25 protein-coding genes and 1 tRNA gene are annotated in these 22,927 nt (G+C 33.5%); 14 read left to right on the top strand and 12 right to left on the bottom strand.

Annotated features, from left to right (window positions below):
- Nucleotides 1–32 precede the first annotated feature (32 nt).
- Nucleotides 33–503, bottom strand: a complete 471-nt coding sequence (locus CLAN_RS08500; protein WP_415270421.1) for a site-specific DNA-methyltransferase — start codon at nt 501–503, stop codon at nt 33–35.
- A 201-nt stretch (nt 504–704) separates the two neighbouring features.
- Nucleotides 705–1,802 (bottom strand): transcription termination factor NusA, encoded by a 1,098-nt coding sequence (gene nusA, locus CLAN_RS05970; protein WP_096030147.1) that lies wholly within the window; start codon nt 1,800–1,802, stop codon nt 705–707.
- A 186-nt stretch (nt 1,803–1,988) separates the two neighbouring features.
- Here nusA and CLAN_RS05965 point away from each other — a divergent pair, with 186 nt between their 5' ends.
- Genes CLAN_RS05965 through CLAN_RS05940 form a run of 6 tightly spaced genes read left to right on the top strand, consistent with a single transcriptional unit; the run spans nt 1,989 to nt 6,253 of the window.
- Nucleotides 1,989–2,231, top strand: a complete 243-nt coding sequence (locus tag CLAN_RS05965) for an HP0268 family nuclease (protein WP_086240403.1) — start codon at nt 1,989–1,991, stop codon at nt 2,229–2,231.
- Nucleotides 2,228–3,538, top strand: coding sequence for a tRNA (N6-isopentenyl adenosine(37)-C2)-methylthiotransferase MiaB (gene miaB / locus CLAN_RS05960; RefSeq protein ID WP_096015783.1), 1,311 nt, complete (start codon nt 2,228–2,230; stop codon nt 3,536–3,538). Before CLAN_RS05965 ends, miaB begins: the two co-directional genes overlap by 4 nt.
- Before the next feature lie 46 nt (nt 3,539–3,584).
- The gene (locus CLAN_RS05955; RefSeq protein ID WP_235606099.1) at nt 3,585–4,148 is read left to right on the top strand and encodes a lysophospholipid acyltransferase family protein; all 564 of its coding nucleotides are present in this window, start codon (nt 3,585–3,587) and stop codon (nt 4,146–4,148) included.
- A gap of 45 nt (nt 4,149–4,193) precedes the next feature.
- Nucleotides 4,194–5,216 carry a hypothetical protein gene (locus tag CLAN_RS05950; RefSeq protein WP_096027609.1) on the top strand — a complete coding sequence of 341 codons (1,023 nt, stop codon included), beginning with the start codon at nt 4,194–4,196 and terminating at the stop codon, nt 5,214–5,216.
- Nucleotides 5,206–5,739, top strand: coding sequence for a hypothetical protein (locus tag CLAN_RS05945; protein ID WP_100590821.1), 534 nt, complete (start codon nt 5,206–5,208; stop codon nt 5,737–5,739). Before CLAN_RS05950 ends, CLAN_RS05945 begins: the two co-directional genes overlap by 11 nt.
- Nucleotides 5,726–6,253 carry a hypothetical protein gene (locus CLAN_RS05940; RefSeq protein ID WP_100590820.1) on the top strand — a complete coding sequence of 176 codons (528 nt, stop codon included), beginning with the start codon at nt 5,726–5,728 and terminating at the stop codon, nt 6,251–6,253. The genes CLAN_RS05945 and CLAN_RS05940 overlap by 14 nt, the downstream gene beginning before the upstream one ends.
- Here the strand turns inward: CLAN_RS05940 and tilS are convergent.
- The 3 genes from tilS to panC are packed head-to-tail and all read right to left on the bottom strand — an operon-like array spanning nt 6,219 to nt 9,344.
- Entirely contained in the window at nt 6,219–7,223 is a 1,005-nt protein-coding gene (gene tilS / locus CLAN_RS05935) for a tRNA lysidine(34) synthetase TilS (protein ID WP_096014048.1), read from the bottom strand. The two genes, CLAN_RS05940 and tilS, sit on opposite strands and share 35 nt — an antisense overlap.
- Entirely contained in the window at nt 7,214–8,521 is a 1,308-nt protein-coding gene (gene rimO / locus CLAN_RS05930; RefSeq protein ID WP_096023455.1) for a 30S ribosomal protein S12 methylthiotransferase RimO, read from the bottom strand. Before rimO ends, tilS begins: the two co-directional genes overlap by 10 nt.
- 1 nt (nt 8,522) lies before the next feature.
- Nucleotides 8,523–9,344, bottom strand: a complete 822-nt coding sequence (panC, locus tag CLAN_RS05925) for a pantoate--beta-alanine ligase (protein WP_096014046.1) — start codon at nt 9,342–9,344, stop codon at nt 8,523–8,525.
- A 125-nt stretch (nt 9,345–9,469) separates the two neighbouring features.
- Between panC and prfB the strand changes: the two genes are divergently transcribed.
- From prfB to CLAN_RS05910, 3 genes are read left to right on the top strand one after another with little or no spacing between them, the layout of a single operon-like run.
- Entirely contained in the window at nt 9,470–10,570 is a 1,101-nt protein-coding gene (gene prfB / locus CLAN_RS05920; protein WP_096014045.1) for a peptide chain release factor 2, read from the top strand.
- 9 nt (nt 10,571–10,579) lie between these two features.
- Entirely contained in the window at nt 10,580–10,906 is a 327-nt protein-coding gene (locus tag CLAN_RS05915; RefSeq protein WP_096014044.1) for a type II secretion system protein, read from the top strand.
- Nucleotides 10,903–11,322, top strand: a complete 420-nt coding sequence (locus tag CLAN_RS05910; RefSeq protein ID WP_096018375.1) for an SEL1-like repeat protein — start codon at nt 10,903–10,905, stop codon at nt 11,320–11,322. Before CLAN_RS05915 ends, CLAN_RS05910 begins: the two co-directional genes overlap by 4 nt.
- Before the next feature lie 43 nt (nt 11,323–11,365).
- Here the strand turns inward: CLAN_RS05910 and CLAN_RS05905 are convergent, their stop codons facing one another.
- Together CLAN_RS05905 and CLAN_RS05900 are read right to left on the bottom strand one after the other, a co-directional pair.
- Complete coding sequence (locus CLAN_RS05905) at nt 11,366–12,514, bottom strand: glycosyltransferase (protein WP_100590819.1); 1,149 nt, start codon at nt 12,512–12,514, stop codon at nt 11,366–11,368.
- Nucleotides 12,511–14,739: a capsular polysaccharide export protein, LipB/KpsS family gene (locus CLAN_RS05900; RefSeq protein WP_172618497.1), complete on the bottom strand. Its 2,229-nt coding sequence runs from the start codon at nt 14,737–14,739 to the stop codon at nt 12,511–12,513. The genes CLAN_RS05905 and CLAN_RS05900 overlap by 4 nt, the downstream gene beginning before the upstream one ends.
- Nucleotides 14,740–14,897: 158 nt before the next feature.
- Here CLAN_RS05900 and CLAN_RS05895 point away from each other — a divergent pair, with 158 nt between their 5' ends.
- Complete coding sequence (locus tag CLAN_RS05895) at nt 14,898–15,191, top strand: helix-turn-helix domain-containing protein (RefSeq protein WP_197736423.1); 294 nt, start codon at nt 14,898–14,900, stop codon at nt 15,189–15,191.
- A gap of 102 nt (nt 15,192–15,293) precedes the next feature.
- Here CLAN_RS05895 and CLAN_RS05890 read toward each other — a convergent pair whose 3' ends face one another.
- Genes CLAN_RS05890 through gpmI form a run of 5 tightly spaced genes read right to left on the bottom strand, consistent with a single transcriptional unit; the run spans nt 15,294 to nt 19,992 of the window.
- Nucleotides 15,294–16,226 carry an acetyl-CoA carboxylase carboxyltransferase subunit alpha gene (locus CLAN_RS05890; RefSeq protein WP_096014040.1) on the bottom strand — a complete coding sequence of 311 codons (933 nt, stop codon included), beginning with the start codon at nt 16,224–16,226 and terminating at the stop codon, nt 15,294–15,296.
- A complete protein-coding gene (locus CLAN_RS05885; RefSeq protein ID WP_096019835.1) occupies nt 16,226–17,437 on the bottom strand; it encodes a beta-ketoacyl-ACP synthase II in 1,212 nt (403 codons plus the stop codon). The genes CLAN_RS05890 and CLAN_RS05885 overlap by 1 nt, the downstream gene beginning before the upstream one ends.
- 44 nt (nt 17,438–17,481) lie before the next feature.
- Nucleotides 17,482–17,715: an acyl carrier protein gene (gene acpP, locus CLAN_RS05880; protein ID WP_096014038.1), complete on the bottom strand. Its 234-nt coding sequence runs from the start codon at nt 17,713–17,715 to the stop codon at nt 17,482–17,484.
- A gap of 59 nt (nt 17,716–17,774) precedes the next feature.
- Nucleotides 17,775–18,518 carry a 3-oxoacyl-ACP reductase FabG gene (gene fabG, locus CLAN_RS05875; RefSeq protein WP_096027610.1) on the bottom strand — a complete coding sequence of 248 codons (744 nt, stop codon included), beginning with the start codon at nt 18,516–18,518 and terminating at the stop codon, nt 17,775–17,777.
- Between the two features lie 10 nt (nt 18,519–18,528).
- Nucleotides 18,529–19,992, bottom strand: coding sequence for a 2,3-bisphosphoglycerate-independent phosphoglycerate mutase (gene gpmI, locus CLAN_RS05870; protein WP_100590817.1), 1,464 nt, complete (start codon nt 19,990–19,992; stop codon nt 18,529–18,531).
- Between the two features lie 170 nt (nt 19,993–20,162).
- On the opposite strand from gpmI, the gene mraY reads away from it, so the two are divergent.
- The 4 genes from mraY (at nt 20,163) to CLAN_RS05850 (ending at nt 22,927) form a co-directional block, all read left to right on the top strand.
- The gene (gene mraY, locus CLAN_RS05865; RefSeq protein WP_096017584.1) at nt 20,163–21,227 is read left to right on the top strand and encodes a phospho-N-acetylmuramoyl-pentapeptide-transferase; all 1,065 of its coding nucleotides are present in this window, start codon (nt 20,163–20,165) and stop codon (nt 21,225–21,227) included.
- 4 nt (nt 21,228–21,231) lie between these two features.
- Nucleotides 21,232–22,431: a UDP-N-acetylmuramoyl-L-alanine--D-glutamate ligase gene (gene murD, locus CLAN_RS05860; protein WP_096018377.1), complete on the top strand. Its 1,200-nt coding sequence runs from the start codon at nt 21,232–21,234 to the stop codon at nt 22,429–22,431.
- 72 nt (nt 22,432–22,503) lie between these two features.
- Nucleotides 22,504–22,579, top strand: a tRNA-Phe gene (locus CLAN_RS05855).
- A gap of 141 nt (nt 22,580–22,720) precedes the next feature.
- Nucleotides 22,721–22,927, top strand: a complete 207-nt coding sequence (locus tag CLAN_RS05850; protein ID WP_086235095.1) for a hypothetical protein — start codon at nt 22,721–22,723, stop codon at nt 22,925–22,927.

Raw genomic sequence — 22,927 nt, 5'->3', positions numbered from 1 at the left:
TAATAAATTTGGTCTATTTTTAAGAGTAGTTTCTAAATCCCCCCCCCAATTAGCTCAAATTTATTTAGCACTTTTGGGGCAAAAAGCAGATCAATTTCACTTTTAGCTAAGATATTATTAAAAAATAATTCTGTATTTTTATCATCATCTTTGCTTTGTGAGCCTTTTAAAACACAATCTTTAAAAGGGAAATTTAGTACCACATTTTGGCTATTTTTAAGAAATTTTTTCTCGCTAACTCCAAGGCCAATTTTGTTTGAAAAACTTGTGTAGCTATGACTAAGCAATCTTAAATCTAAAAAATTTAAAAACTCATCTTTTTTAAAGATTAAAGCCCCATATTGTGCCTGAAAAAATCTCTCTTTATACTCATTTTTAAAGCTTGATTTTACTAGCAAAAACTCCAAAATTCTCTCATCATTGCTAATTGCTAAGCTTCTAGCATTTAAAAGAGTGTTAAAATGCTCTTTAATGTCGCTTATTAAGCTATCTTCTTTTATCATTTTTATCCTTTATCTGATTTTAAAATCTTTGCGAGATTATAATCAAAATTTATTCAAAAATATTTTAAATTTTATAATTAATTGATAATGGAGTGAATTTAGGCCAAGCTTAATAAATTCAAATATCTATAAAATTTAGTTATGAATTTTATCTCGCTTGGCTTGTGCTTTTGGGTTAAAATTAAGATAAATTAGCGTAAATCACAGATCGCCAAATAGCGCTTTTAGATTTTTTAGCCCCTCTTCGTTGTTTATCTGATTTGGCTGGGTGCTTAACTCTTGTAGTTCGATCTCATATTTGGTTAGCATACTTGCTAATCTGATATTGATACCGCTTACGCCGATGGCTTTGGATTTTTGCTCTGGTACCAAAGATACAATAGCCTTATCGCCTTCTATTTTTACAGAGCTTACGATAGCTGGGGCTAAGGCTCTTGCTACAAATATTGATGGCTCATTGCTATACTCGATAGCGTCTATATTTTCGCCATTTAATTCATTGCTTACAGCATTGATCCTAACTCCCTTGACACCTACTGTAGCACCGACTGGATCGATATTTGGGGTGGTTGAGTATAGGGCGATTTTGGCTTTTTTGCCTGGGATTCTAGCACTATTTTGGACGATTACGCCACCATCTTTGATCTCTGGGACTTCAGCTTTTAATAGAGCTTCAAGAAATTTAGGCGAAGTGCGTGATAGCTCGACTTTTATCCCATCTTTTTTATCTAATTTTACACTTTTTATAACACATTTTACCACATCGCCGACTTTGAATTTCTCATCTTTAATGCGGTTTTTCATACTCATCACAGCTCTAATCTCATCTATTTCTATAAAGGTATTTTCATCGCTATCGACTCTTGTTACTGCCCCAAAGACTAGTGAGCCAACCTTGGCATTGTATTTTTCAAAAATTTTCTCTTCTATAAGGCGTTGGATGTGATATTCTATCTCACGGCTTAGCACTCCAGCGGCGCTTCTGCCTAGGTCTTCGATATTTATCTCATAGTTTAAGCTATCACCAATTTCAAGAGTTTTATCAAGCTCTCTAGCCTTATCAAGACTTATAAAATGCTCATTATCTAATCTCTCATCATCTTCATCTACAACTAAAATTTTTTGATATAGAGTTATGTTTTTGCTATTTGGATCTATCGATGCTTCATACTCATATTGATTGCCATAAAGCTTCTTAGCAGCTGATTCAAAAGCCTTTAAAATTCGAGCTTTTACATCATCAATGCTTAAATTTTTCTCATGAGCGATTGACTCAATTATATCTAATATCTTCTCCATAAAACTGCCTTTTGTGATTAATCTGTCAAAATAATAAATTATTGAGATTTAAAATTTGAAAGGCTGGTATTCTATCTTATATTAGCTTTTATAATCTTTAAAATTATTTCTAGCTTATAATTTAAACGAAATTTTATAGCAAATTTGTTATACTAGCAAGTTAAAATCACTCAAAAAAGGATAGATATGGAGTTAAAATTAGCTAGAGCTGAATTAGATACAAAACCAAAAACAATTAGCTTAGAAAAGATAGAGAGCGCAGTGTTAAAAGATGGTGGAAAGATATTTTATTTTGATCGTGATAACTCACATAAGCAGCTTATAGCTTTGGTTGAGTATTTTGAAAATAAGGGCTTGAGTGTATATCATCGCACGGTTAAATACGGCTTAGATGAAAATGATTATATGTATGAGGTACATATACTTTGAGCGCTGAATTTAGTAAAAAAAAGCTATTTATAGAGACTTTGGGATGTGCTATGAATGTCCGTGATAGCGAACATATTATAGCTGAACTTGATGATGAGTATGAGACTACTAGTAAAATTGATGAAGCTGATTTAATACTTATTAATACCTGCTCAGTGCGTGAAAGACCTGTTCATAAGCTTTTTAGCGAGGTTGGCGGATTTGAAAAGGTCAAAAAACCAGGAGCGAAAATAGGTGTTTGTGGCTGTACGGCTAGCCATCTTGGCTCTGATGTATTTAAGCGTGCGCCGTATGTGGATTTTGTCCTTGGTGCTAGAAATGTATCAAAGATCAAAACCGCAGTCAAAACACCTAAATTTGTGAGCGTAGATATCAATCACGATGAGAGCGAGTATGCCTTTGGCGAGTTTCGCACTAGTCCATATAAAAGCTATGTAAATATCATGATAGGATGCGATAAGAAATGCACCTATTGTATAGTCCCACACACTAGGGGCGATGAGCTAAGCATTCCAAAAGATATAATTTTAAATGAGATTAAAAAAGCTACTAATAATGGAGCTAAAGAGATATTTTTGCTAGGGCAAAATGTCAATAACTATGGCAAAAGATTTAGCAATTCTAATGGCCAAAAGATAGATTTTAGTGATCTTTTAAATATGATTAGCCAGATTGATGGCGTGGAGAGAATTCGCTTTACTAGTCCGCATCCACTTCATATGGATGATAAATTTTTACATGAATTTAGCACTAATTCTAAAATTTGTAAATCCATGCATATGCCATTACAAAGTGGTAGTAGCGTGATTTTAAAGGCTATGAAGCGTGGATATACGAAAGAGTGGTTTTTGGATCGGGCTAATAAGCTTAGATCGCTCTGTCCTAGCGTGAGTATATCTACTGATATTATAGTTGGATTTCCTGGTGAGAGTGAAGCTGATTTTGAAGATACGATGGATGTTTTAGAAAAAGTTAGATTTGAGCAAGTTTTTTCGTTTAAATACTCGGCCCGCCCGCTAACTCCAGCGGCAACTATGCCAAATCAGATTGATGATGCTATAGCCGGTGCTAGACTCACTAGATTGCAAAATAGACATAATGAAATTTTAGATGAGATTGTAGCTACTAAGATGGGTGAAATATATAGGGTATATTTCGAAGAGCTTAGGGCTGATGGGATGATAGCAGGTCGAACGGATAATAACTTTTTAGTCCAAGCTAAGGGGAGTGAAGAGCTTTTGGGTAAGTTTGCTAATGTCAAAATCACCCAGCCAAGAAGAATGGTATTAAATGGGCAGATTATTTAAGTCCAAATTCGCTAATAAAATTATAGAAAATTTATTAGTTTTTTTAATGAGGCTTATATATCTAAGCTGTAAGAAAGAATTTATCACTAACACCCTACCAAATAAGCCTGTTGTGATTCTCTTTTGGCATGAAAAGCTTGCTTTTATGCCTTTTATATTTACTAAATGTTGGAATGGGCGAGAAGCAAATGTGATAATATCAGATCACAAAGATGGTCAAATGATAACTGATATTATCGCTCATTTTGGTATCGGCTCTATCCGTGGAAGCTCATCTAAAGGAGCTTTAAGGGCATTTTTATTAGCTATTAAATCCATAAATAACGGCATCGATGTAGCGATCACGCCAGATGGCCCAAGGGGTCCTAGACATAGCATTAGTGATGGCTCAGTGACAATAGCGCAAAAAACTGGAGTAAATATGGTTATTTTGAGCTATAAGGCTAGTAAATTTTGGGAATTTAATAGCTGGGATAAGATGATTTTACCAAAGCCTTTTAGCAAGATAACCTATTATATTAGTGATAGTTTTAGTGTGGATGGATTAGAGATCAATGAGGCTAAGGCATTAATAGCCAAAAAATTTGATGAGGTGGATAGTATAATCTAAATTTAAAGCTAAATTGGCTAAAATTTTTAAAATTTAAGGTTTAATATGTCTGGTTTAATCTCTTGGATTCGTGGATTTTTGACCATTTTGTATGTTAGTGCTATTATCAAAGATGGCAAATGCTATCTTTTTTCACGGGCTATTAAGGGTGATAAAATCTTAAATAGCAGTGAAGCGGTATTTGAGATAGACAATGGAGTGGTGGATTCTAAGCTTATAGATTATCTCAAAAAACGCACAAAACAGTATCATACTCTATATTTTGCTGCTATGTTAAATAGCCCTAAGCAGTGGGCTTTGCCAGCAGTTAGTGCTAGTGAATTTGAAAAATTTAATATAGAATATAACTTAGTTGATAAAGTTAAGCTAGATGGTTGGAGTATCGTGGTGCCTGATAATGAGTTGGAGCTTTTTGAAAACTCATTAGCTGTAAAGCCAGATTTGATCTACTCACCATTTGCTATTTTACACTCTTTAATCAAGGAATCCCCAAAAGATGGGATAACCTTATATCTATTAAATATGGACGATAGTAATACTATTATGATTTTTGATGCTAATAAGATGAAATTTGGCGGATATTTTGATACTAGAAAAGATATTGAAGATTTTAACTATTATGATAAGGCTGTTAGCAAAGAAGAGAGCGCAGATTTGGATAATGTAATAGAAGAGGAGCAAGATAGATTAAGCCAGCTTGATAATTTAGGTGATATTGGCTCATTTGACTCTTTTGATAGTGAGAATTTAGGTAATGGCGAATTCGAAGATATCAACCAAGAAGATATGGAAGTAGCAAGCAAAAATCTAGAAGATAGCGTAAGGGATATTGGCGAGGAGATAACGATAATTAGCAATATCAAACTAGCAATTAATGAGTATTATCATAATAAAATTTATAGCGGAGATTTTATAGAAGAGATTGTAATTTTTGATGGATTGAGCTTGGATAATGAGTTTGTAGTGATGGCTGAAAATGAGCTAATGATAAATACAAAAATTTATAAACACGATATTGATAAGTTATTAAATAATATGATGATAAAAGAGATTAGCGATGAGTTATAGTTTTATCCAGCCTAAAATCAAGCCGATACTATCTATCTTTACCAAAATTTGGCTTTGTGCGATGGCGATTTTGACTGTTTTGTTTATATTTGGGGCTATGTTTGTGAGTATGAGGGTTTATGTGATAAACTCAAATTCCCAAGATCTACAAGCCAAATATGACGAGACATTTAAAGCAATCAAGCAGATAGAAGAAGAGACCAAAATCACTTTGATAAAAAGAGATATGAGCTTAGATATCTATAATAAAAATTTGATTTTAAATAAGAGTTTGATGAATTTATTTAACCTTGTGCCAGATGGAGTAACTCTAAATAGCCTATATTTAGAGGATAATGCTTTGAAAATCAAAGGCGTAACACCGACGCAAGACCACTTCAAACTACTATTTGAAGCACCGCTAAAATCTATATTTAGCATATCTAATACTACATTTTATCAACTTCCTAATGGATGGTATAACTTTGTTAATATTAGCAAGATAAGCACACAGATGGAGAGTGAAATAGATGAGAATAGATAGAAGTTTAGATAACATTGATATCACTAAATTAACGATTTTTAGCCTAATTTTTATTATTTTTATGCTTATTATGGTATTTTCTATAGCGATGCCAACTATTGATAAATACAAACAAGCAAGCGAAATAAATAGCGAAAAAAGGATAAATTTAACCAAAATAGAGCAAATTTATAATGAGAATTTAGCCGCTTATGAGAGTCTTAAATCAGAACACCAAAGAGCCTTAAATGTGCTAAAAAACAGCTTTAATGAGATGAAATTTATCAGCATGGCCGGGAAGTATTTTAGCAATGTTTATCTATCTAGACCTACGATTTTAAATGATGACCCTAGATATATAATTAACCAAGTTAGGGTAAGTGCTAAGATAAAAAATCCGCAAAATTTATATGATTTTATAGAGGATTTAAAGAATTATGATAGTCTAATTAATGTAAATTTCCCTATAGAGATGAAATCCAAAGATGATTATATCGAGACTAGCTTTGTGATAAAAATCTATCAAGAGCGTTGAGTTTATGCGAATTTAGTGATAGATATGGGCGAAGTAGGGGTGGAATCTTTAAAATCCTAAAACGCTCTTTTGTCTTTTTATCCATTGTTGTTTTGATATATGGAGCGATGAAATAGTAGTTTTGGTTTGATGTGATTGCGATTTTATGAGAGATTACGCAGTCATTTTGGGTGCTTAACTCTCTTGTCTTTTGGCTCATCAATACACCTAATTTTTTACAAGCTTGATCTATTAAATTTGATGAATTCAAAGATTTTTGAAGCACAAAAATCTCTCCATCATCATACTCAAACTCACCTAATAATATCTTCGCATCATCTCTTAAAAGTTCAAAACTTCTCTTAACTCCACTAGCAAATTGCGATATAAACTTATCACTAAATTCAGCTCTAATTCTATTTCGTTTAAATTTGAGATTTTGGTTTGAGCTATCTATAAAATATCTTATATTTTTGCTATTTAGATAGTTTAAAATTTCATCACGACTCACCCCTAAAAGTGGACGAAATATCTCTATATCTTTGGTTATATTTTGGAATTTAACTCTTTTTTTGCTCCTAGGCATCATACCAGCTAGCCCCACAGCGCCACTACCTTTGCTTAGTTGCATAAGCAGCCACTCTAAAGAGTCATTGAGTTGATGAGCTAAAATAAGTGCGTCATAATCATACTCACACATAATTTTAGCGAAAAACTCATATCTGATATCTCTAGCACTGTTTTCAAAATTTGAGTTTTCAAGCTTTAAATTTGCCCTATGAATATATAAATTTTTGTGATATTTCTTACATAACTCCTTAGCACTTAGCTCTTCACTTAAGCTAGTAGGGCGAGTTTGATAATTTACCATAGCACAATCAAAGCTCACCCCAGCATCATCTAATAGATAAAATAACGCCGTGCTATCAACTCCATGCGAGAATGCTAGAAGTGGTTTTTTGTTTTGTAAATATTCAAGCTCTAATCGCAAACGATCTGCCCAATCAATTTATCTTTAGCATATTCAGTGATTTGACAATTATAAATTTGTCCAACTTTTGGATTTGGTATTTGGCTATCATTTATTAAAATCTCACCATCAATATCCCTATCCCAAATCACAGCTTTAGCCCCATAAAACATCTCCCCTTCGCTACTTACGCCATTGATTTGGATTTTGATAGTGCGACCAACTAAGCCTTTGAAGCTCTCATCAATTACGGATTTTATGATCTTTTCAATCTTATTTAGCCTTTGTGTGATTATTTTAGGCTCTATTTGCTCCATATCATAAGCTAGGGTATCTTCTTCTTTAGAGTAGGCAAAAGCTGAAATTCTATCAAATTTAAACTCACGCAAAAACTCACAAAGCTCATTAAAATAGCTATCTTTTTCGCCAGGATGGCCTATTATAATCCCAGTTCGCAAAAAGCTATTTGGCGCCGATCTCATCATATTTAAAAGATTTATAATTTTATCTTTATTAGCACCCCTTCGCATTATCTTTAACATCTCATCATTAATATGCTGAATAGGCATATCAAAGTAATTTACAAAGACCTTTGAGTCTATGATTTTTTGTATCAGTCTCTCATTAGTGCTAGTTGGATATAGATACAAAATCCTAGCAGCATTAATCCCATCTATCTTTTCAACCGCATCGATCAAATCAATTAGCCCATCACTCTTGCCACAATCACGCAAAAATGAGCTACTATCTTGAGCGATAAAGCTAAAATCATTATATCCTCTACTAATTAGCTCTTTTATTTCAGCAACTATGCTATCGATATCTCTACTTTTTAACTTGCCTTTAAAGCTTGGAATAGCACAAAAGCTACACTTTTGATTACAACCTTCAGAAATTTTGATATATGCGTGATAGCTTGAGCCGGTGATTACTCTTTTGGTATTTTTAGGTTGTAAATATGTATCGGGACTAAATAAATTTTGCTTTTTAAGGATGATCTCATCAATCCTAGCATAATCCCCCACACCAGTAAATATATCAACTTCAGGAAGCTCACGCATAAGCTCATCACGATATCTTTGCATCAAACAACCTGTCACTACTAAGACGGAATTTGGCTTTTTATAGCTAGCCAACTCCAAAATAGTGCTAATGCTCTCACTCTTGGCATCTTCTATAAAACCACAGGTATTTACTATCATCACATCAGCATCATTTGGATCATCTACTATATCATAAGCGCCCAGCCTACCAAGCATAATCTCACTATCAACTAAATTTTTATTACACCCAAGGGAAACTAAATATAAATTTGCCACATTACACCCACAAATTATCAATTAATCTTGTATTGCCGACATACGCAGCGACCAAAATAATGCTATTGCCTAGCTCTATATTTTGAATTTGCTTTAAGTTTTTATCCACAATTTCGATATAATCTACCTTTAAAGGCTCCAAAATACTACTCATAGATTTTTTAATCTCAATTGAATTTAGCTGATTGGCTTTGATTAGATTACTAGCTTTCATTAATGACCTAGATAGTTTAAGAGCTTGAGCTAGCTCATCATCATTTAGATATGAGTTTCGACTTGATAAGGCTAGTCCATCACTAGATCTTACTATATCAACCCCAATGATATTAATATCCATAAATAGTGATTTTACCATATTTTCAACGATTAAAAGCTGTTGGGTATCTTTTTTACCAAAGTAGGCATTTGTAGGTTTAATAAGATTAAAAAATTTAGTCAAAATAGTACAAACTCCATCAAAATGCCCCGGCCTAGAATGGCCTTCTAACACGCTGCTAAGCTCTTTTGGTGCTATAATCTTTGGCTCATCTTCGCTATAAATTTCATCAACTTCAGGCATAAATACCGCATCAACTTGACACAACTCACAAATTTTGATATCAGCTTCAGGCGTTCTAGGATACCTGTTTAGATCCTCACCGGCTAAAAATTGCGTTGGATTGACAAATATACTTACAATTGTATGATCATTTTGAGTTACGGAGCTTTTGATTAATTCTGCGTGGCCAGCGTGTAACGCCCCCATTGTCGGCACAAAACCTACACTACCAGAGCATTTAGATCTAAACTCACGCAGTTGGGATATGGTTTTTAAAATTTGCATTATACTCTCTTTTGGAATTTTTAATCTGTAATTTTAGCATAAATTTTGAGAAATATTTACCATAAATAATCAAATTTTAACCATATTTTAGATAGAATTTCGCCAAAAATTTAAAGGGCAAAACTTTGGATAATTACGAATATAACGAGCTTTTAAAGAGTTTAAAAATAAAAATTGATAATATCGCTAAGGTTATAAATCCCTCAACCATTGAGTCTAGGCTATCTGAGATTGAGAGTTTAGAGCAAAAGCCAAGCTTTTGGAGTGATATAGAGCTTGCTAGCCAAATCGGCAAAGAGAAAACCAAGCTAAATTCAATGCTAAGCAAATTCCAAAATGCTCAAAATGCTTTAAATGACGCAACCGAGCTATTTGACTTAGCAAATTCAGAAAACGATCTTGATACGATAAATTCGCTATTTGAAGATTCAGAAAATTTAGAAGATTTAATTACAAATTTAGAAGTCTCTATGATGCTTAGCGGCGAAGATGATAATAAAAATGCTATTGTTACTATCCATCCTGGAGCCGGCGGGACTGAGAGCAATGACTGGGCGAGTATGCTTTATAGAATGTATTTGAGATTTTGTGAAAGAGAGGGCTATAAGGTAGAAACCTTGGATTTTCAAGAGGGCGATGAAGCTGGTATTAAAGATGTAAGCTTCATTGTCAAAGGTGAAAATGCGTATGGATATTTAAAGGCTGAAAATGGCATCCATCGTCTTGTTAGAACTAGCCCATTTGATAGTGCAGGACGCCGCCATACAAGCTTTTCAAGTGTAATGGTAAGCCCTGAAGTTGATGATGATATAGCTATAGAGATAGAAGATAAGGATTTAAGGTTAGATTATTACAGAGCTAGTGGGGCAGGTGGTCAGCATGTCAATAAAACAGAGAGCGCAGTCCGCATAACTCACATACCTACAGGTATCGTAGTTCAGTGCCAAAATGATAGAAGTCAGCACAAAAACAAAGCCACAGCTATGAAAATGCTAAAATCAAGGCTTTATGAGCTTGAATTAGAGAGACAAAGAGCCGCTAGCGACTCAGTAGAAAAGAGCGAAATGGGTTGGGGGCATCAAATTCGCTCATATGTCCTATTCCCATATAAACAGGTAAAAGACAATAGAAGTAATATCGCATATTCTCAAGCTGATGCGGTGCTAGATGGCGATATTAAAAAGATTATAGAAGCGGTTTTGATCAGCCAAAAAACACAAAATTAGGGGGATATAATGAGTTTAGAGGTAGTATTAACAGGGCTTGGATATAATGTAAATGAGCCACTTTTGGAGCAGGTTAAAAGGGTTTTATCAGCTTGTGATTTTGATGAAAGAGAGATTGAACATATTATAAATTTACATGAAAAGATCAAGCATTTAGATGGTTTTGTCGCTCTATCTAATAGCGAAGATAAATTTAAAATAAAATGCGAAAGCCAAATACCACAAATCATAGATGAATTCAACGAAATAGTCCAATCATGGGCTAATAAATATAAAATTATAATCAAAAAACTAACCCCAAAAGAGACATATTATATAGTAAGGAGAGAGAGTTGAGAGGCGTTATTGTAGCGATTTTAGCTGGATTTATCCTAGCTGGTTGTTTCCAAAAAACCACGCTCACCACCAAGCCAAAGCAAATAGAGGTGAGCCAAGAACAGATAGAAGCCAAGATAGAGAGCTTTTATAATGAGTGCTCCAAACTTAATAATCCATCAAAATGTAAAAGACTCGTTGATGAAATTTATAAAAGTGGCGACTTTAAAAGCGCTGCAATCGCCTATGATATGATCTGTTATGGATTTCAGTATATTCCTGCTTGTAAGCAACTTGCTGATATGTTTGTCTATGGTGATGGCGTAACAAAAGATATTGATACGGCTATTACAATTTATCAAATCGCTTGTAATAATGGTGAAAATGAGTCTTGCGATTTAGCTAGAAATTTAAGATCGCAAAAGAGCAAAAAATAAATTTAGCCAAAGGGCTAAGCCCTTTATGGCGATTTAGAATTTATCAAATTAAGTTTTTATTGATAAACTCTTTTAAGGCTTTGTTAAGCTCTGATCTTGGTATAGTGAGACTTTGTGCGATTTTGCCTTTAAATTCGCACTCTAGTATAAATGTGAAAATCGATTTAGAATAGATATAAAATCTAAAATCCTCAATGAAAGCTAGATGAAATTTAACCTTTTTGCTAAAGTCAATATCAATAATCATCTCTTGATTATCTAATTTTATTTGCGAAATTCTCTTAGCTAAAGCTATTTTTTCAAAATACTGAAACACCTCCCCGCCACTTTCAGGCACTTCTAAAAAGCTTACAAAGCCTTTTTCATAAGCACTACCACCTAAATTTAGCCAATTTTGATAATATACATTCCAAGATGGCCAAGCAAGCGCACAAAGTTTGTTATTCCAAAAGCGATTATTCTGCCCCCAAGCGTGGATAATAGAGGCATTTTTGCTTTTTACCCAAGAGATATTTCCATAGTAGTTATCATCTAGCTCATAAATTTTTAATCCTTTTTCTAATAAATATAAGGAGAATAAAAATTGATCACCAAGCTTAGCTTCATCAAAAAATTTCTCATTTTCAGCAATAAATTTATAAATAAAATCATAAAATTCATAAGGATTTTTTATATTATCAGTAAAAACGATGATGCCAGTAGAGTAATTTTTGATATCAGCATATTTTGTAGGAGTTAGCTTACCCCCCCCCATAATCATATTAGCAGAGCCCCTAAAACAAGCAACTTCATAGTCTTTGGCTTTTACTTGTTTTAACTCATCAATACCTTTAAGCAAGAGCATATCAAAATCAAGATAAATAATAGTTTCGCACTCATCTAGAAATTTCAAAGCCTCAAATCTAGCATAGCTCATATGAGTGTAGCGATTTAATATATCACTTTGCTTATCAAGATTAAAGTTGGTATTAAATTTTTTAATATTTCTCTTAAAATCATCAATTGTAAAATCTATAAATTTAATATTTGGGGCAATATTTAGCATTATGGATTTATCATTTTGGCTAAATCCATCATTTACAATATAAAATATTATTTGTGAAATATCCATTTTATCCTTTATATTTACAAGCAAAGTGCCTATGGTAAAAGCACTATCTTTAGTAGCAGCGAGTAAAATTCCATATTTCATAAACTTCTCCTTAAAATTGACTTTATTGGTTTCATGAGTGGATTTTTGCTATCCATTACAAAATCTTTTGGATTTGTGATTAATTTTCTAAATAATCTATAAAATTTTAGATGCGAAAATTTGGCTTGTATCGCATTTTTATAGTTTGTATTTTGTAAAATATTTTTAGATTTTATGCCGTTTTTAATCTCATAGATATATGGCTTATATATAGGAGAATTTAATCTATATTTTTGCTTTTCCAAACTATTAAAATTAAAAATTTTTTTACCAAAAAGCACCAAAGAATAAAATTCGATCTTATAAACACTAGTATAAATACGCCCTTTTTCTTTTCTTTCTTTATAATAACTCTTCCCAAAACTATAAAATTCATATCTTAAATAGTGTATAAATCTCAAAGCTTTATCTTCATCAAATTTAAAATTTCCATCTGTTATATTTAATATATGCTCTAAAAGCTCATCTTTGCTCTTGGCTTGTAAATTTAAATTGTCAAATCTGTAAAAAGCATTCGCACAAACTATACAAGGCTTCTTAGCTAAAATCGCATAGAGACCAACTCCAGAATTTAAAGTCAAAACCGCATCGCAAAGCTCCAAAAGGTCTATTAAATTCGCATTATCGTGCGTAAAGATTAGATTATCATAAGCTGTTTTATCTGCATTTAGACTTAAAGGGTGTTTTTTTACCACAAAAGCGATATTTTCTATAGAAAGTTTTTTTGCTACTTCATTTAAAATATTTAAAAAATTATCATAAGAAAATGGCTCATAGGTAAAATGATTAATTACAGAATCATTTTTTACTTGTAAAGGGATGAAAATTATCTTTTTATGTCTTAAGCCAAATTTGCGTCTTAACTCCTCGCTTCCTTGCCTTGCCCCTTGCTTTTCTAAAAAGCTCTTAGCATTTAAAACCTCTTGTATATAAGCAATTGTTTTGCTTTTTTGCTCTTCATTTAATGGCTTATTCCAATTTTTTTCATCATATGAAGTAGAGTCATAGTTAAAGCCTTTTTCATCAAAAAACCAAGAATCAGGCAAAGCACCTCTATCAAAAACAATATAAGGCAGATTATTCGCTCTTAAAAATTTTAAAATTTCAAGCCTTTTGTCATTGCCATGCGAATTTGGAAAAATCAGATGAGTAATATTATTTTTCATCCAAAATTTCATAAAAATTTGAGAATCAAATTTATCATCTTCATTAAAAAATATATACTCTTTGGCTGAAATGAATTTTTCAAAATAAGGCATAATCTCTCTTAAACTTCTATAAACTAAACTATTTTGTGTGAATAACGCCAAAGCGTTGCGATTTTTAGCTTCATTTTCGATTAATGGATCAGGTTCATCATCAAAAATATTATTATAATTTTTAAGCTTTTGATAAAATATCTTATGATTAAGTTCTCTATTGTCTAAATATCCATTTTGATTGGGCTCAATATGCCAAAGATGATAGAGATAAATTCCATGCATACAAGCTTCTTGACCTACTAGTGAAAACAAGGCTCTAAATCCTTTATAATCATTAAAACTCCAGTTTCGATAATCAAATTCTAAATTATCAGGCATTGCTTCAAAACTAGCACAATTTTTTAAAATTCGCATCATCAAATCAAAATCTTCATATCCATGCCCCACAAATCCATTATCATTCCCGCCTAATTCTAAAAATTTAAAACGATTCATTATAAAAGTGCTTGAAGCTGGAGTGATAAATTTGATAAATTTACGCTCATAAATCATATCATCTATAAGCATATTATCCCACAAATCAAAATTGTAATTTTGTAATATTTCACTTCCAAATTCATTTAAAAAGATACAAGGCAAAATTAAAAAAGCGTTAGGATTTTTATCTATCTCTTTTATTTTAATTAATCTTAAAATACTTTCTAAATTTTTTCTACTAATAATACAATCAACATCCAAAGACATTACCACATCACTATTAGCGTTAATGATGCCTAAATTTCTACACCTACCTAAGCAAAAAGCCTTATTTGATTGCTGGATTTCGTCTTTAAAATAGCGATGACCATTGCTTTGAATAAGAGTTTTAAGCTCAGGATGCTCTAATGACGAAAACCCTTCGACAAAAATATATTCAATTAAATCATTTGATCTATACTCATTGGCTTTATTTATTACTCTATCTTTTATATATGGTCTCTCTTTGCTAGTTCCAAAAGGTATTATGATGGATAGTAAGGCCATTTTATTCCTCCGCATTTTTATAGAAGTTGAATTTTTAGTTGATTTTTAAGCGAAAAATAATATTATTAATCAAAATATAGTTCAACTTATTATAATAAGTTGATATAGGGTTACACATTAAGTAATAATAAGAACAACTTATAATAATAAGGTATTTTTTGCTTAGTGAAGAACAAATTTTAAAAGCTTATAAGAAAATAGGTCAAAATGTAGCAAAAGCTAGAAAGGAGCGTAAGATCTCGCAGTTATCTCTATCTTTAGAGATGGGATATAAATCTGTAAGCGTGGTTAGTTTTGCTGAAATTTGTCTAAATGGTGCGCATTTTAATATCGCTCATCTTTTAGAAATATCTAAGATTTTGGGTGTGCCGTTAAATCATCTCTTAGATGGCGTTCAAGAGATAATTGATATGAGTAACATAGAGCAATTAAATTTAGATTATTTAAAATAGTTAAAGATATTTTGGATTTGATAAGTTAGTTTGGTAGAATTTGGGTAAAAAAATGGATTAAAATCAAGCCAAATTTCATACCAAATTTGGCTAAATACTCAACTATTCATAAGCTCCGACAGATAATATTTTTGCCATTCTAGCACTTACAACTTCATCTATAGATAATTTTTCTAACTCTTCAAGTTGATTTCTGATATATTCACCAACTGCTGATATAGCACCATCTTTATCTCTGTGAGCTCCCATTATAGGTTCATCTATCACATCATCGATTAAATTTAGCTCTTTTAAGTCATCGGCTGTGATCTTCATAGCTTTAGTAGCGGCTTCGCTTTTACTAGGATCATTCCACAAAATCGCCGCACAACCCTCTGGTGATATCACAGAAAATACAGAATTTCTCATCATTGCCAAGCGATCAGCAACACCAATAGCAAGAGCACCACCGCTACCACCTTCGCCAATTACAATTGCTATTGTTCTAGTTTTAAGCTCACTAAGCTCAAATAAATTTCTAGCTATAGCTTCACTTTGACCACGCTCTTCAGCGCCAACACCAGGATAAGCGCCCGGAGTATCAATCAAAAATATTACAGGAATTTCAAATTTTTCAGCCAATCTAGCTACACGCAAAGCTTTTCTATAGCCTTCAGGATGAGGCATACCGAAATTTCTCATAATTTTATATTTTGTTCCACGGCCTTTTTGTTCGGCTATGACAATTACCTTTTTATTGCCTATGTAGCCACTATAACAGACAATTGATGGATCATCAGCGTAAGTTCTATCGCCGTGAATTTCATAGCTATCAGTCAGAAGAGCCCTGATATAATCAAGCGCATAAGGGCGATCTGGATGTCTGGCTAAATTTAATCTTTGGAATTCATTTAAATTTTTATATGTTTTTGCTATCTCTTTTTCTAAATTTTTACTTAGTATCTCAATAGCGTGCTCATCGCCTTTAATCTTAGCGTTGGCTATATCCTCATCAATTTGTTGAATACCTTTTTCAAAATCAAGATAGCTAGCCATTATTTTAGCCTTTTGAATATGACTGAGCCGTTAGTTCCACCAAAGCCAAATGAGTTACTCATAACAGCATTTAGTTCAGATTTTCTAGCTGAATTTGGAGTATAATCCAAGTCACACTCAGGCGCTCTATCTGTTTGATTGATAGTAGGTGGGATGATACCTTGATTCATAGCCATGATAGAGATTACCGCTTCTATGGCACCAGCAGCACCTAAGCAGTGGCCTGTTTGACCCTTAGTAGAGCTAATAGCTGGGATATTATCGCCAAATACGGCCTTTATAGCAGCAGTTTCGTTAGCATCATTTGCTGAAGTGGATGTGCCGTGAGCATTGATATAGTCAATTTTGATATCTCCAGCCATTGATAGGGCTTTACTCATGGCTCTTTGTGGGCCATCTAAGCTAGGGCTTGTGATATGGTGTGCGTCTGCACTCTCGCCAAAACCGACTATTTCAGCGTAAATTCTAGCCCCTCTAGCTATAGCACTCTCATACTCTTCTAATATCAATGCTCCAGCACCTTCGCCCATTACAAAGCCATCTCTATTGGCATCAAATGGTCTTGATGCTGCGGCTGGATCGTCATTTCTTGTAGATAGTGCCTTCATAGCGGCAAATCCGCCGATACCTACAGGGCAGATAGCAGACTCAGCACCAATAACTAGCATAGCTTTTGTCTCGCCTATCATAATTGTCTTGGCTGCTTCGCATATAGCGTGAGTTGATGCAGCGCACGCTGTCACACTAGATAAATTTGGACCTTTAAGATTGTGAGCTATGCTAACTAATCCACCAAGCATATTTACCAAAGCAGAAGGGATAAAAAACGGAGATATTTTTCTAGGGCCTTTTTCTAAGCATATATTGGAATTTTTTTCTATATTAGGTAGGCCACCGATACCAGCAGCTGAGCTAACGCCAAATTCACTTGGATCAAAATCTTTAAAATTCGCATCATCCATAGCGTCTTTAGCGGCTTTTAAGCCTAACTGGATAAATCTATCTACCTTTTTTATCTCTTTTGCCTCCATTATAGTAGCTGGATCAAAATCATCTATTTGAGCAGCTATTTGTACTGGAAAATCAGTAGCATCAAATAGGGTTATCTTTTTTACACCTGTTTTGCCATCGCAAATATTTTTAAAAGATACATCTTTATCAAGACCTAGCGCAGTTATCATACCTAAACCAGTTACTACCACTCTTTTCAATGCTACTTCTCCTAAAATTTAAATTTAATCACTTAATATTTTAATTATTTTTTTAGACCTTCAACATAATTTACAACATCTGCGATGCTAATTAGTTTTTCGGCTTCACTATCTGGAATTTCAACATCAAATTTCTCTTCTAAAGCCATAACTAACTCAACAACATCTAATGAATCAGCACCTAAATCTTCTATGATTTTTGACTCCATTTTTACAGCATCAGCTGAAACGCTAAGTTGTTCTACTACAACATCTCTAACTTCGTCAAATATTGCCATAATTTTCTCCTAAAAAATAAAAATGAGTGTAATCTTACTATAATTTGCCTTAAAGTTTGCTACATATATAATCCGCCGTTTATTTTTAGCGTATCGCCGGTAATGTAGCTTGCGTAATCGCTTAATAAAAAGGCCACCGCATTAGCTACCTCACTAGGCTCGCCAAATCTTTTAAGTGGGATATTTGCCGAATAATTTGCTTTGATCTCATCGCTTAATTCACTAGTCATATCAGTAGTGATAAAGCCAGGAGTTACGCTATTAAAACGCACATTTCTACTAGCGCCTTCTTTGGCAAAGCTTTTACTCATTGCTATCATACCACCTTTGCTAGCTGAGTAGTTTGTTTGGCCTGCGTTTCCCATTTCACCAACTATTGAAGCGACATTTACTACAGAGCCAAAGCGTTTTTTACTCATTACTTTTAATGCCTCACGAGAGCCTATAAAAGCACTTTTTAAATTCGCATCAATAACGCTATTAAAGTCATCTACGCTCATTCTAAGAGCTAATTTATCGTTTGTAATTCCGGCGTTATTGACAAGGTAGCTTAACTCGCCATCGCTTTGGACTATTAAATTTATAGCCTCGATAAATTCCGCCTCATTAGTAGCGTCAAATTTCACCACAGCAGCACTACCGCCACCAGCTTCTATCTGGGCTTTTAGAGCATCAGCAATATCGGGATTTGATCTGTAATTTATCCAAACTTTAAGCCCAAAACTAGCCAAAACTTTACAAATTTCAGCACCAATCCCACGACTACCGCCGGTTACTAATACATTTTTTCCGCTAAATTTCATATTTTATCCTTTAAAATAGTGGTTTATCCATAACTTTTGGAATTTCTAAATTCATCAATTTTAATATAGTTGGCGCCACATTGCTTAATCCGCCATACTCTATTTGTGTTACTCCATCGGCAATTATATAGTTAAATACATCAAATGTAGTGTGATTTGTAAGAAGTTCACCGCTACTATCTTTCATAGCTTCGCAGTTGCCATGATCGCTAATTTGCATATATGAGTAGCCATTTTCAATAGCTTTTTTTATCACCTTGCCAAGGCACTCATCCACAGCTTCAACGGCTTTTATAGCGGCATCATAATTGCCCGTGTGGCCGACCATATCGCCATTTGCGTAATTGACAACGATGAAATCAATCCCATTTTCAATCCCATTAAGGACAGCTTGAGTAACTTCATATGCGCTCATTTGTGGCTTTTCATCGTATGTTTTGACCTTTGGACTAGGGATTAAGACTCTTGATTCATTTTCTACTAAATCCTCTTTTCCGCCATTGAAAAAGAAGGTGACATGAGCGTACTTTTCGGTTTCGGCTGTGTGGAGCTGGCGTAGGCCATTTTGAGCTATTACTTCAGCTAAAGTATCTTTAATATCATCATTTTCAAACATTATAGGAAATTTAAATTTATCATCATAATTTGTCATTGTAATTAAATTTTCGCAGATATTTTCACGCTTAAATTCATTAAATTCACTAACAGCCAAAGCAGCACAAATCTCTCTAGCTCTATCATTTCTAAAATTGATAAATATCACTCCATCATCAGCCTTAATCCCGCCAAAATCGACAAAACTAGCAGGCTCTATAAACTCATCAAAAATATCATTATTATATGAATTTTGGATATATTCATCTGGTTTTATGCTCTGGATATTTTGGTTTTTGGCTATTACATCGTAGGCTTGTTTGACTCTATCCCATCTTTTATCCCTATCCATAGCGTAAAATCTACCGCTGATTGTGGCAATGGTAAATTTGTTTTGTAAAGATTTGATAAAATTTAATCCACTTTTTGGGCTTACATCACGACCATCTGTGATAGGGTGAGTATAGACTATCTTGCCCTCATCTAAGCAAATTTGAGCTATCGCATCAAAGTGATTTAGGTGAGAATGAACGCCACCATCGCTATATAGGCCGATTATATGGACTCTTTTTACCTTATTTAATAGCTCTTTTAGAGCTTTATTCTCTTTTAATTCGTTATTTAGTATAGCTTTATCAATTTTAACTAAATTTTGATATAAGATTCTCCCACTTCCTATCGTCATGTGTCCGACTTCGCTATTTCCCATCTGACCATCAGGTAATCCAACTGCTAGGCCGCTGGTTTTAAGATAATTTTTAGCTGCGTTTTTTTCTAGCCACTCATATGTTGGCTTTTTAGCTGCGTTAAAGGCGTTAAATGTATCATTAGGATTGTATCCAATCCCATCGGTTATAACTAGTATAGATTTTTTGCTCATTAGGTTAATTCCTCCTGATTTTAAGCAAATATATAAATTTAGCCCGTAATTTTATCAGTAATTTATAAATATCTATAATTTTTTTGAATTTTTATCCATATTTAACGATTTTTTAGAAAAAAATTTATATAATTGAGCCTTAAAAATTCAATAATCATTTAGGAAATTTGGTGCTTTATTATATTTATGATATTTTTGGGATAAATTTTTTTAGCTATTTGACGGTTAGGGCTCAGATTAGCTTTTTTTTAGCTTTTATTTTAACTCTGTTTTTTATGCCTAAATTTATATCGTGGGCTAGGGCGAAAAACGCCAATCAGCCAATTTATGAGTTAGCTCCCAAAACCCATCAGCAAAAGGGTAAAACCCCTACAATGGGTGGCGTGGTCTTTATAAGTTGTGCTATCGTGGCTACGCTATTTAGTGCGAATTTAAGCAATAGCTTTGTTCTTATCGGACTTTTTGTCTTGGCTGGATTTTGTCTGCTTGGATTTTATGATGATTTTAGCAAGATAGTAGGTAGGCAAAATCACGCTGGGATCACCGCTAGAGTGAAATTTATATTTCAAATTTTATTAGGGGTAGCAACTGCTGGTTTTTTATACTTTTTTAGCTCATTAGATACGATGTTTTATCTGCCTTTTTATAAATACTCAATTTGTGATATATCTATATTTTCTATTGTTTTATGGGTTTTGGTGCTTACTTCTTCTTCTAATGCTGTGAATTTAACTGATGGATTAGATGGGCTTGCTAGTGTGCCTTCGATTTTGGGGCTTGTGACTTTGGGGATTTTTGCTTATTTGATGGGACATGCTGTTTATAGTTCATATTTGTTGTTACCTAAGGTTGTGAATTTAGGCGAGATAGTGATTTTAGTAACTGCTTTGATAGGGGCCTTGCTAGGATTTTTGTGGTTTAATTGCTATCCGGCTGAGGTTTTTATGGGTGATAGTGGTAGCCTTAGTATCGGTGCGTTTATCGGATATATGGGGATTGTGACAAAAAATGAGCTTTTGCTGATAATCATAGGATTTGTCTTTGTCGTCGAGACCCTATCTGTGATTTTACAAGTTAGTAGCTTTAAGATTAGAAAAAAGCGTATATTTTTAATGGCACCTTTACACCACCATTTCGAGATGAAGGGATGGAGCGAAAATAAGATTATTGTGCGGTTTTGGATGATAGCTTTGGTGGCAAATTTGATCGCTTTAATCGCATTAAAATTAAGGTAAAATAATGATAAAATCTCTATTTGGATATGCTAATACAACAAAATCTATCGCCAAAAGCGGTGGCTGGAATATCTATGATGATAAATTTAAAGTAGCTAGTAGCGATGAGTATGGTAATGCTTTGTTACCGATTGATAAATTTGATCCTAATCTTAGTGAATTGGAGATTCCAAGTCCTGGATTTCCGCCATCTCATAAGCTGATAAAATCGGCTAAAAATCTCATAAGCGAGTATGATTATTTTAGAAATTCCACCCCAAAAAGTATTTGGATTAGTGGTACAAATGGCAAGACTACAACGACTAAAATGACTGAGCATCTATTAAGGGATCGTGGGGCAATTATGGGTGGTAATGTGGGAATTGCACTTGGTGATTTAGTGGGCAAGAAGGCTAAAATTTGGATTTTAGAGACTAGCTCTTTTACTATCCATTATACCAAATTTGCCTCTCCTGATATCTATGCGCTTTTGCCTATTAGCGATGATCATATAAGTTGGCATGGTAGTGCTAAAGAGTATGAAAATGCCAAGCTAAAACCGCTATCAATGATGAGAGAAGGTAGCGTGGCTATAGTGCCAAAATGCTATGAAAAGATCAAATCTCACGCTAAGATTATAGGGTATGAAGATGAGATTGATCTGGCTAATAAATTTAATATTGATATTGGTAGGATTGATTTTCGAGTGCCATTTTTGATGGATGCGATTATGGCTTTGGCTATCGAAAATATCATATTTAGCACATTGAGTATAGAACTGTTAAATACATTTATCATTGAGCCGCACAAGCTAGAAGAGTTAAGAGATAGTAAAGGTAGGTTATGGGTAAATGATACCAAAGCTACAAATATCGACGCAACTCTTCAAGCCTTAGCAAGATATAAAGGCGAAAAAATACACATAATACTCGGTGGAGATGATAAGGGCGTAAGTATCAAAAAGGCCATTGTGGCTGCGGTAAATCAAGGGGCTAAGATCTATGCTATAGGCTCAAATTGCGATGAGATAACTAAGATTGCTAAGTCTTTGAATGCGCCAGTATATAATGCTAAGACATTAGAAAACGCTGTAAATTTGATAGATAAAATGATGGAAAAAGATGATGTGGCTTTGTTAAGTCCAGCGTGTGCTAGCTTGGATCAGTTTAGTTCATATGCCCAGCGTGGGGATAAATTTAAAGAGTATATATCACAGATTTTGTAATTTTAATTTTTGTGTTGAATTTTATTTGATTTTAAGCTTTGTTTTAATATAATTTCAACTCACTTTTAAGGTGGTTGGATAGCTCAGTCGGTAGAGCAGCAGACTGAAAATCTGCGTGTCGGCAGTTCGATTCTGCCTCTAACCACCATTTGATATCTTCTATTTATTTAATCTATTTTAAATTTATTATTGGTTTTCTTGACTTATTTTGCTTTATTTTGTATTATAATCGAATTTAATCATTAAATTTGATGATAATGGTTCTAAAATTATAGAAAAAGAGTAAATTATGGAATTAGATGAAAGAACTTTGCCACTTTATCTTCAAAAAGATATTAAAGAGTTTGTAAATTACAAGAATTCAGATATTAATCCTAAACTTAGATTGGATATTTATTGGGGCGAACTCTATGGCTCTATCAATTCCGCACAACATAGTTATGAAATTACAAAAGAAGTCGCAGATTATCTAAGAGATAAATACTTAGGAATATAG

The sequence above is a fragment of the Campylobacter lanienae NCTC 13004 genome (assembly GCF_002139935.1).
GTDB lineage: Bacteria > Campylobacterota > Campylobacteria > Campylobacterales > Campylobacteraceae > Campylobacter > Campylobacter lanienae.
This window is presented reverse-complemented; position numbering and strand designations above follow the sequence as displayed.

What these genes read in the sequence shown, in the direction of transcription:
- CLAN_RS05950 (WP_096027609.1), top strand. Translation starts at nt 4,194, where the DNA reads ATGTCTGGTTTAATCTCTTGGATTCGTGGATTTTTGACCATTTTGTAT.
- CLAN_RS05945 (WP_100590821.1), top strand. Translation starts at nt 5,206, where the DNA reads ATGAGTTATAGTTTTATCCAGCCTAAAATCAAGCCGATACTATCTATC.
- acpP (WP_096014038.1), bottom strand. Translation starts at nt 17,715, where the DNA reads ATGGCAATATTTGACGAAGTTAGAGATGTTGTAGTAGAACAACTTAGC.
- panC (WP_096014046.1), bottom strand. Translation starts at nt 9,344, where the DNA reads ATGCAAATTTTAAAAACCATATCCCAACTGCGTGAGTTTAGATCTAAA.
- gpmI (WP_100590817.1), bottom strand. Translation starts at nt 19,992, where the DNA reads ATGAGCAAAAAATCTATACTAGTTATAACCGATGGGATTGGATACAAT.
- murD (WP_096018377.1), top strand. Translation starts at nt 21,232, where the DNA reads ATGATAAAATCTCTATTTGGATATGCTAATACAACAAAATCTATCGCC.
- fabG (WP_096027610.1), bottom strand. Translation starts at nt 18,518, where the DNA reads ATGAAATTTAGCGGAAAAAATGTATTAGTAACCGGCGGTAGTCGTGGG.
- nusA (WP_096030147.1), bottom strand. Translation starts at nt 1,802, where the DNA reads ATGGAGAAGATATTAGATATAATTGAGTCAATCGCTCATGAGAAAAAT.
- CLAN_RS05955 (WP_235606099.1), top strand. Translation starts at nt 3,585, where the DNA reads ATGAGGCTTATATATCTAAGCTGTAAGAAAGAATTTATCACTAACACC.
- CLAN_RS05905 (WP_100590819.1), bottom strand. Translation starts at nt 12,514, where the DNA reads ATGAAATATGGAATTTTACTCGCTGCTACTAAAGATAGTGCTTTTACC.
- CLAN_RS05900 (WP_172618497.1), bottom strand. Translation starts at nt 14,739, where the DNA reads ATGGCCTTACTATCCATCATAATACCTTTTGGAACTAGCAAAGAGAGA.
- CLAN_RS05890 (WP_096014040.1), bottom strand. Translation starts at nt 16,226, where the DNA reads ATGGCTAGCTATCTTGATTTTGAAAAAGGTATTCAACAAATTGATGAG.
- CLAN_RS05940 (WP_100590820.1), top strand. Translation starts at nt 5,726, where the DNA reads ATGAGAATAGATAGAAGTTTAGATAACATTGATATCACTAAATTAACG.
- CLAN_RS05915 (WP_096014044.1), top strand. Translation starts at nt 10,580, where the DNA reads ATGAGTTTAGAGGTAGTATTAACAGGGCTTGGATATAATGTAAATGAG.
- CLAN_RS05965 (WP_086240403.1), top strand. Translation starts at nt 1,989, where the DNA reads ATGGAGTTAAAATTAGCTAGAGCTGAATTAGATACAAAACCAAAAACA.
- CLAN_RS08500 (WP_415270421.1), bottom strand. Translation starts at nt 503, where the DNA reads ATGATAAAAGAAGATAGCTTAATAAGCGACATTAAAGAGCATTTTAAC.
- CLAN_RS05850 (WP_086235095.1), top strand. Translation starts at nt 22,721, where the DNA reads ATGGAATTAGATGAAAGAACTTTGCCACTTTATCTTCAAAAAGATATT.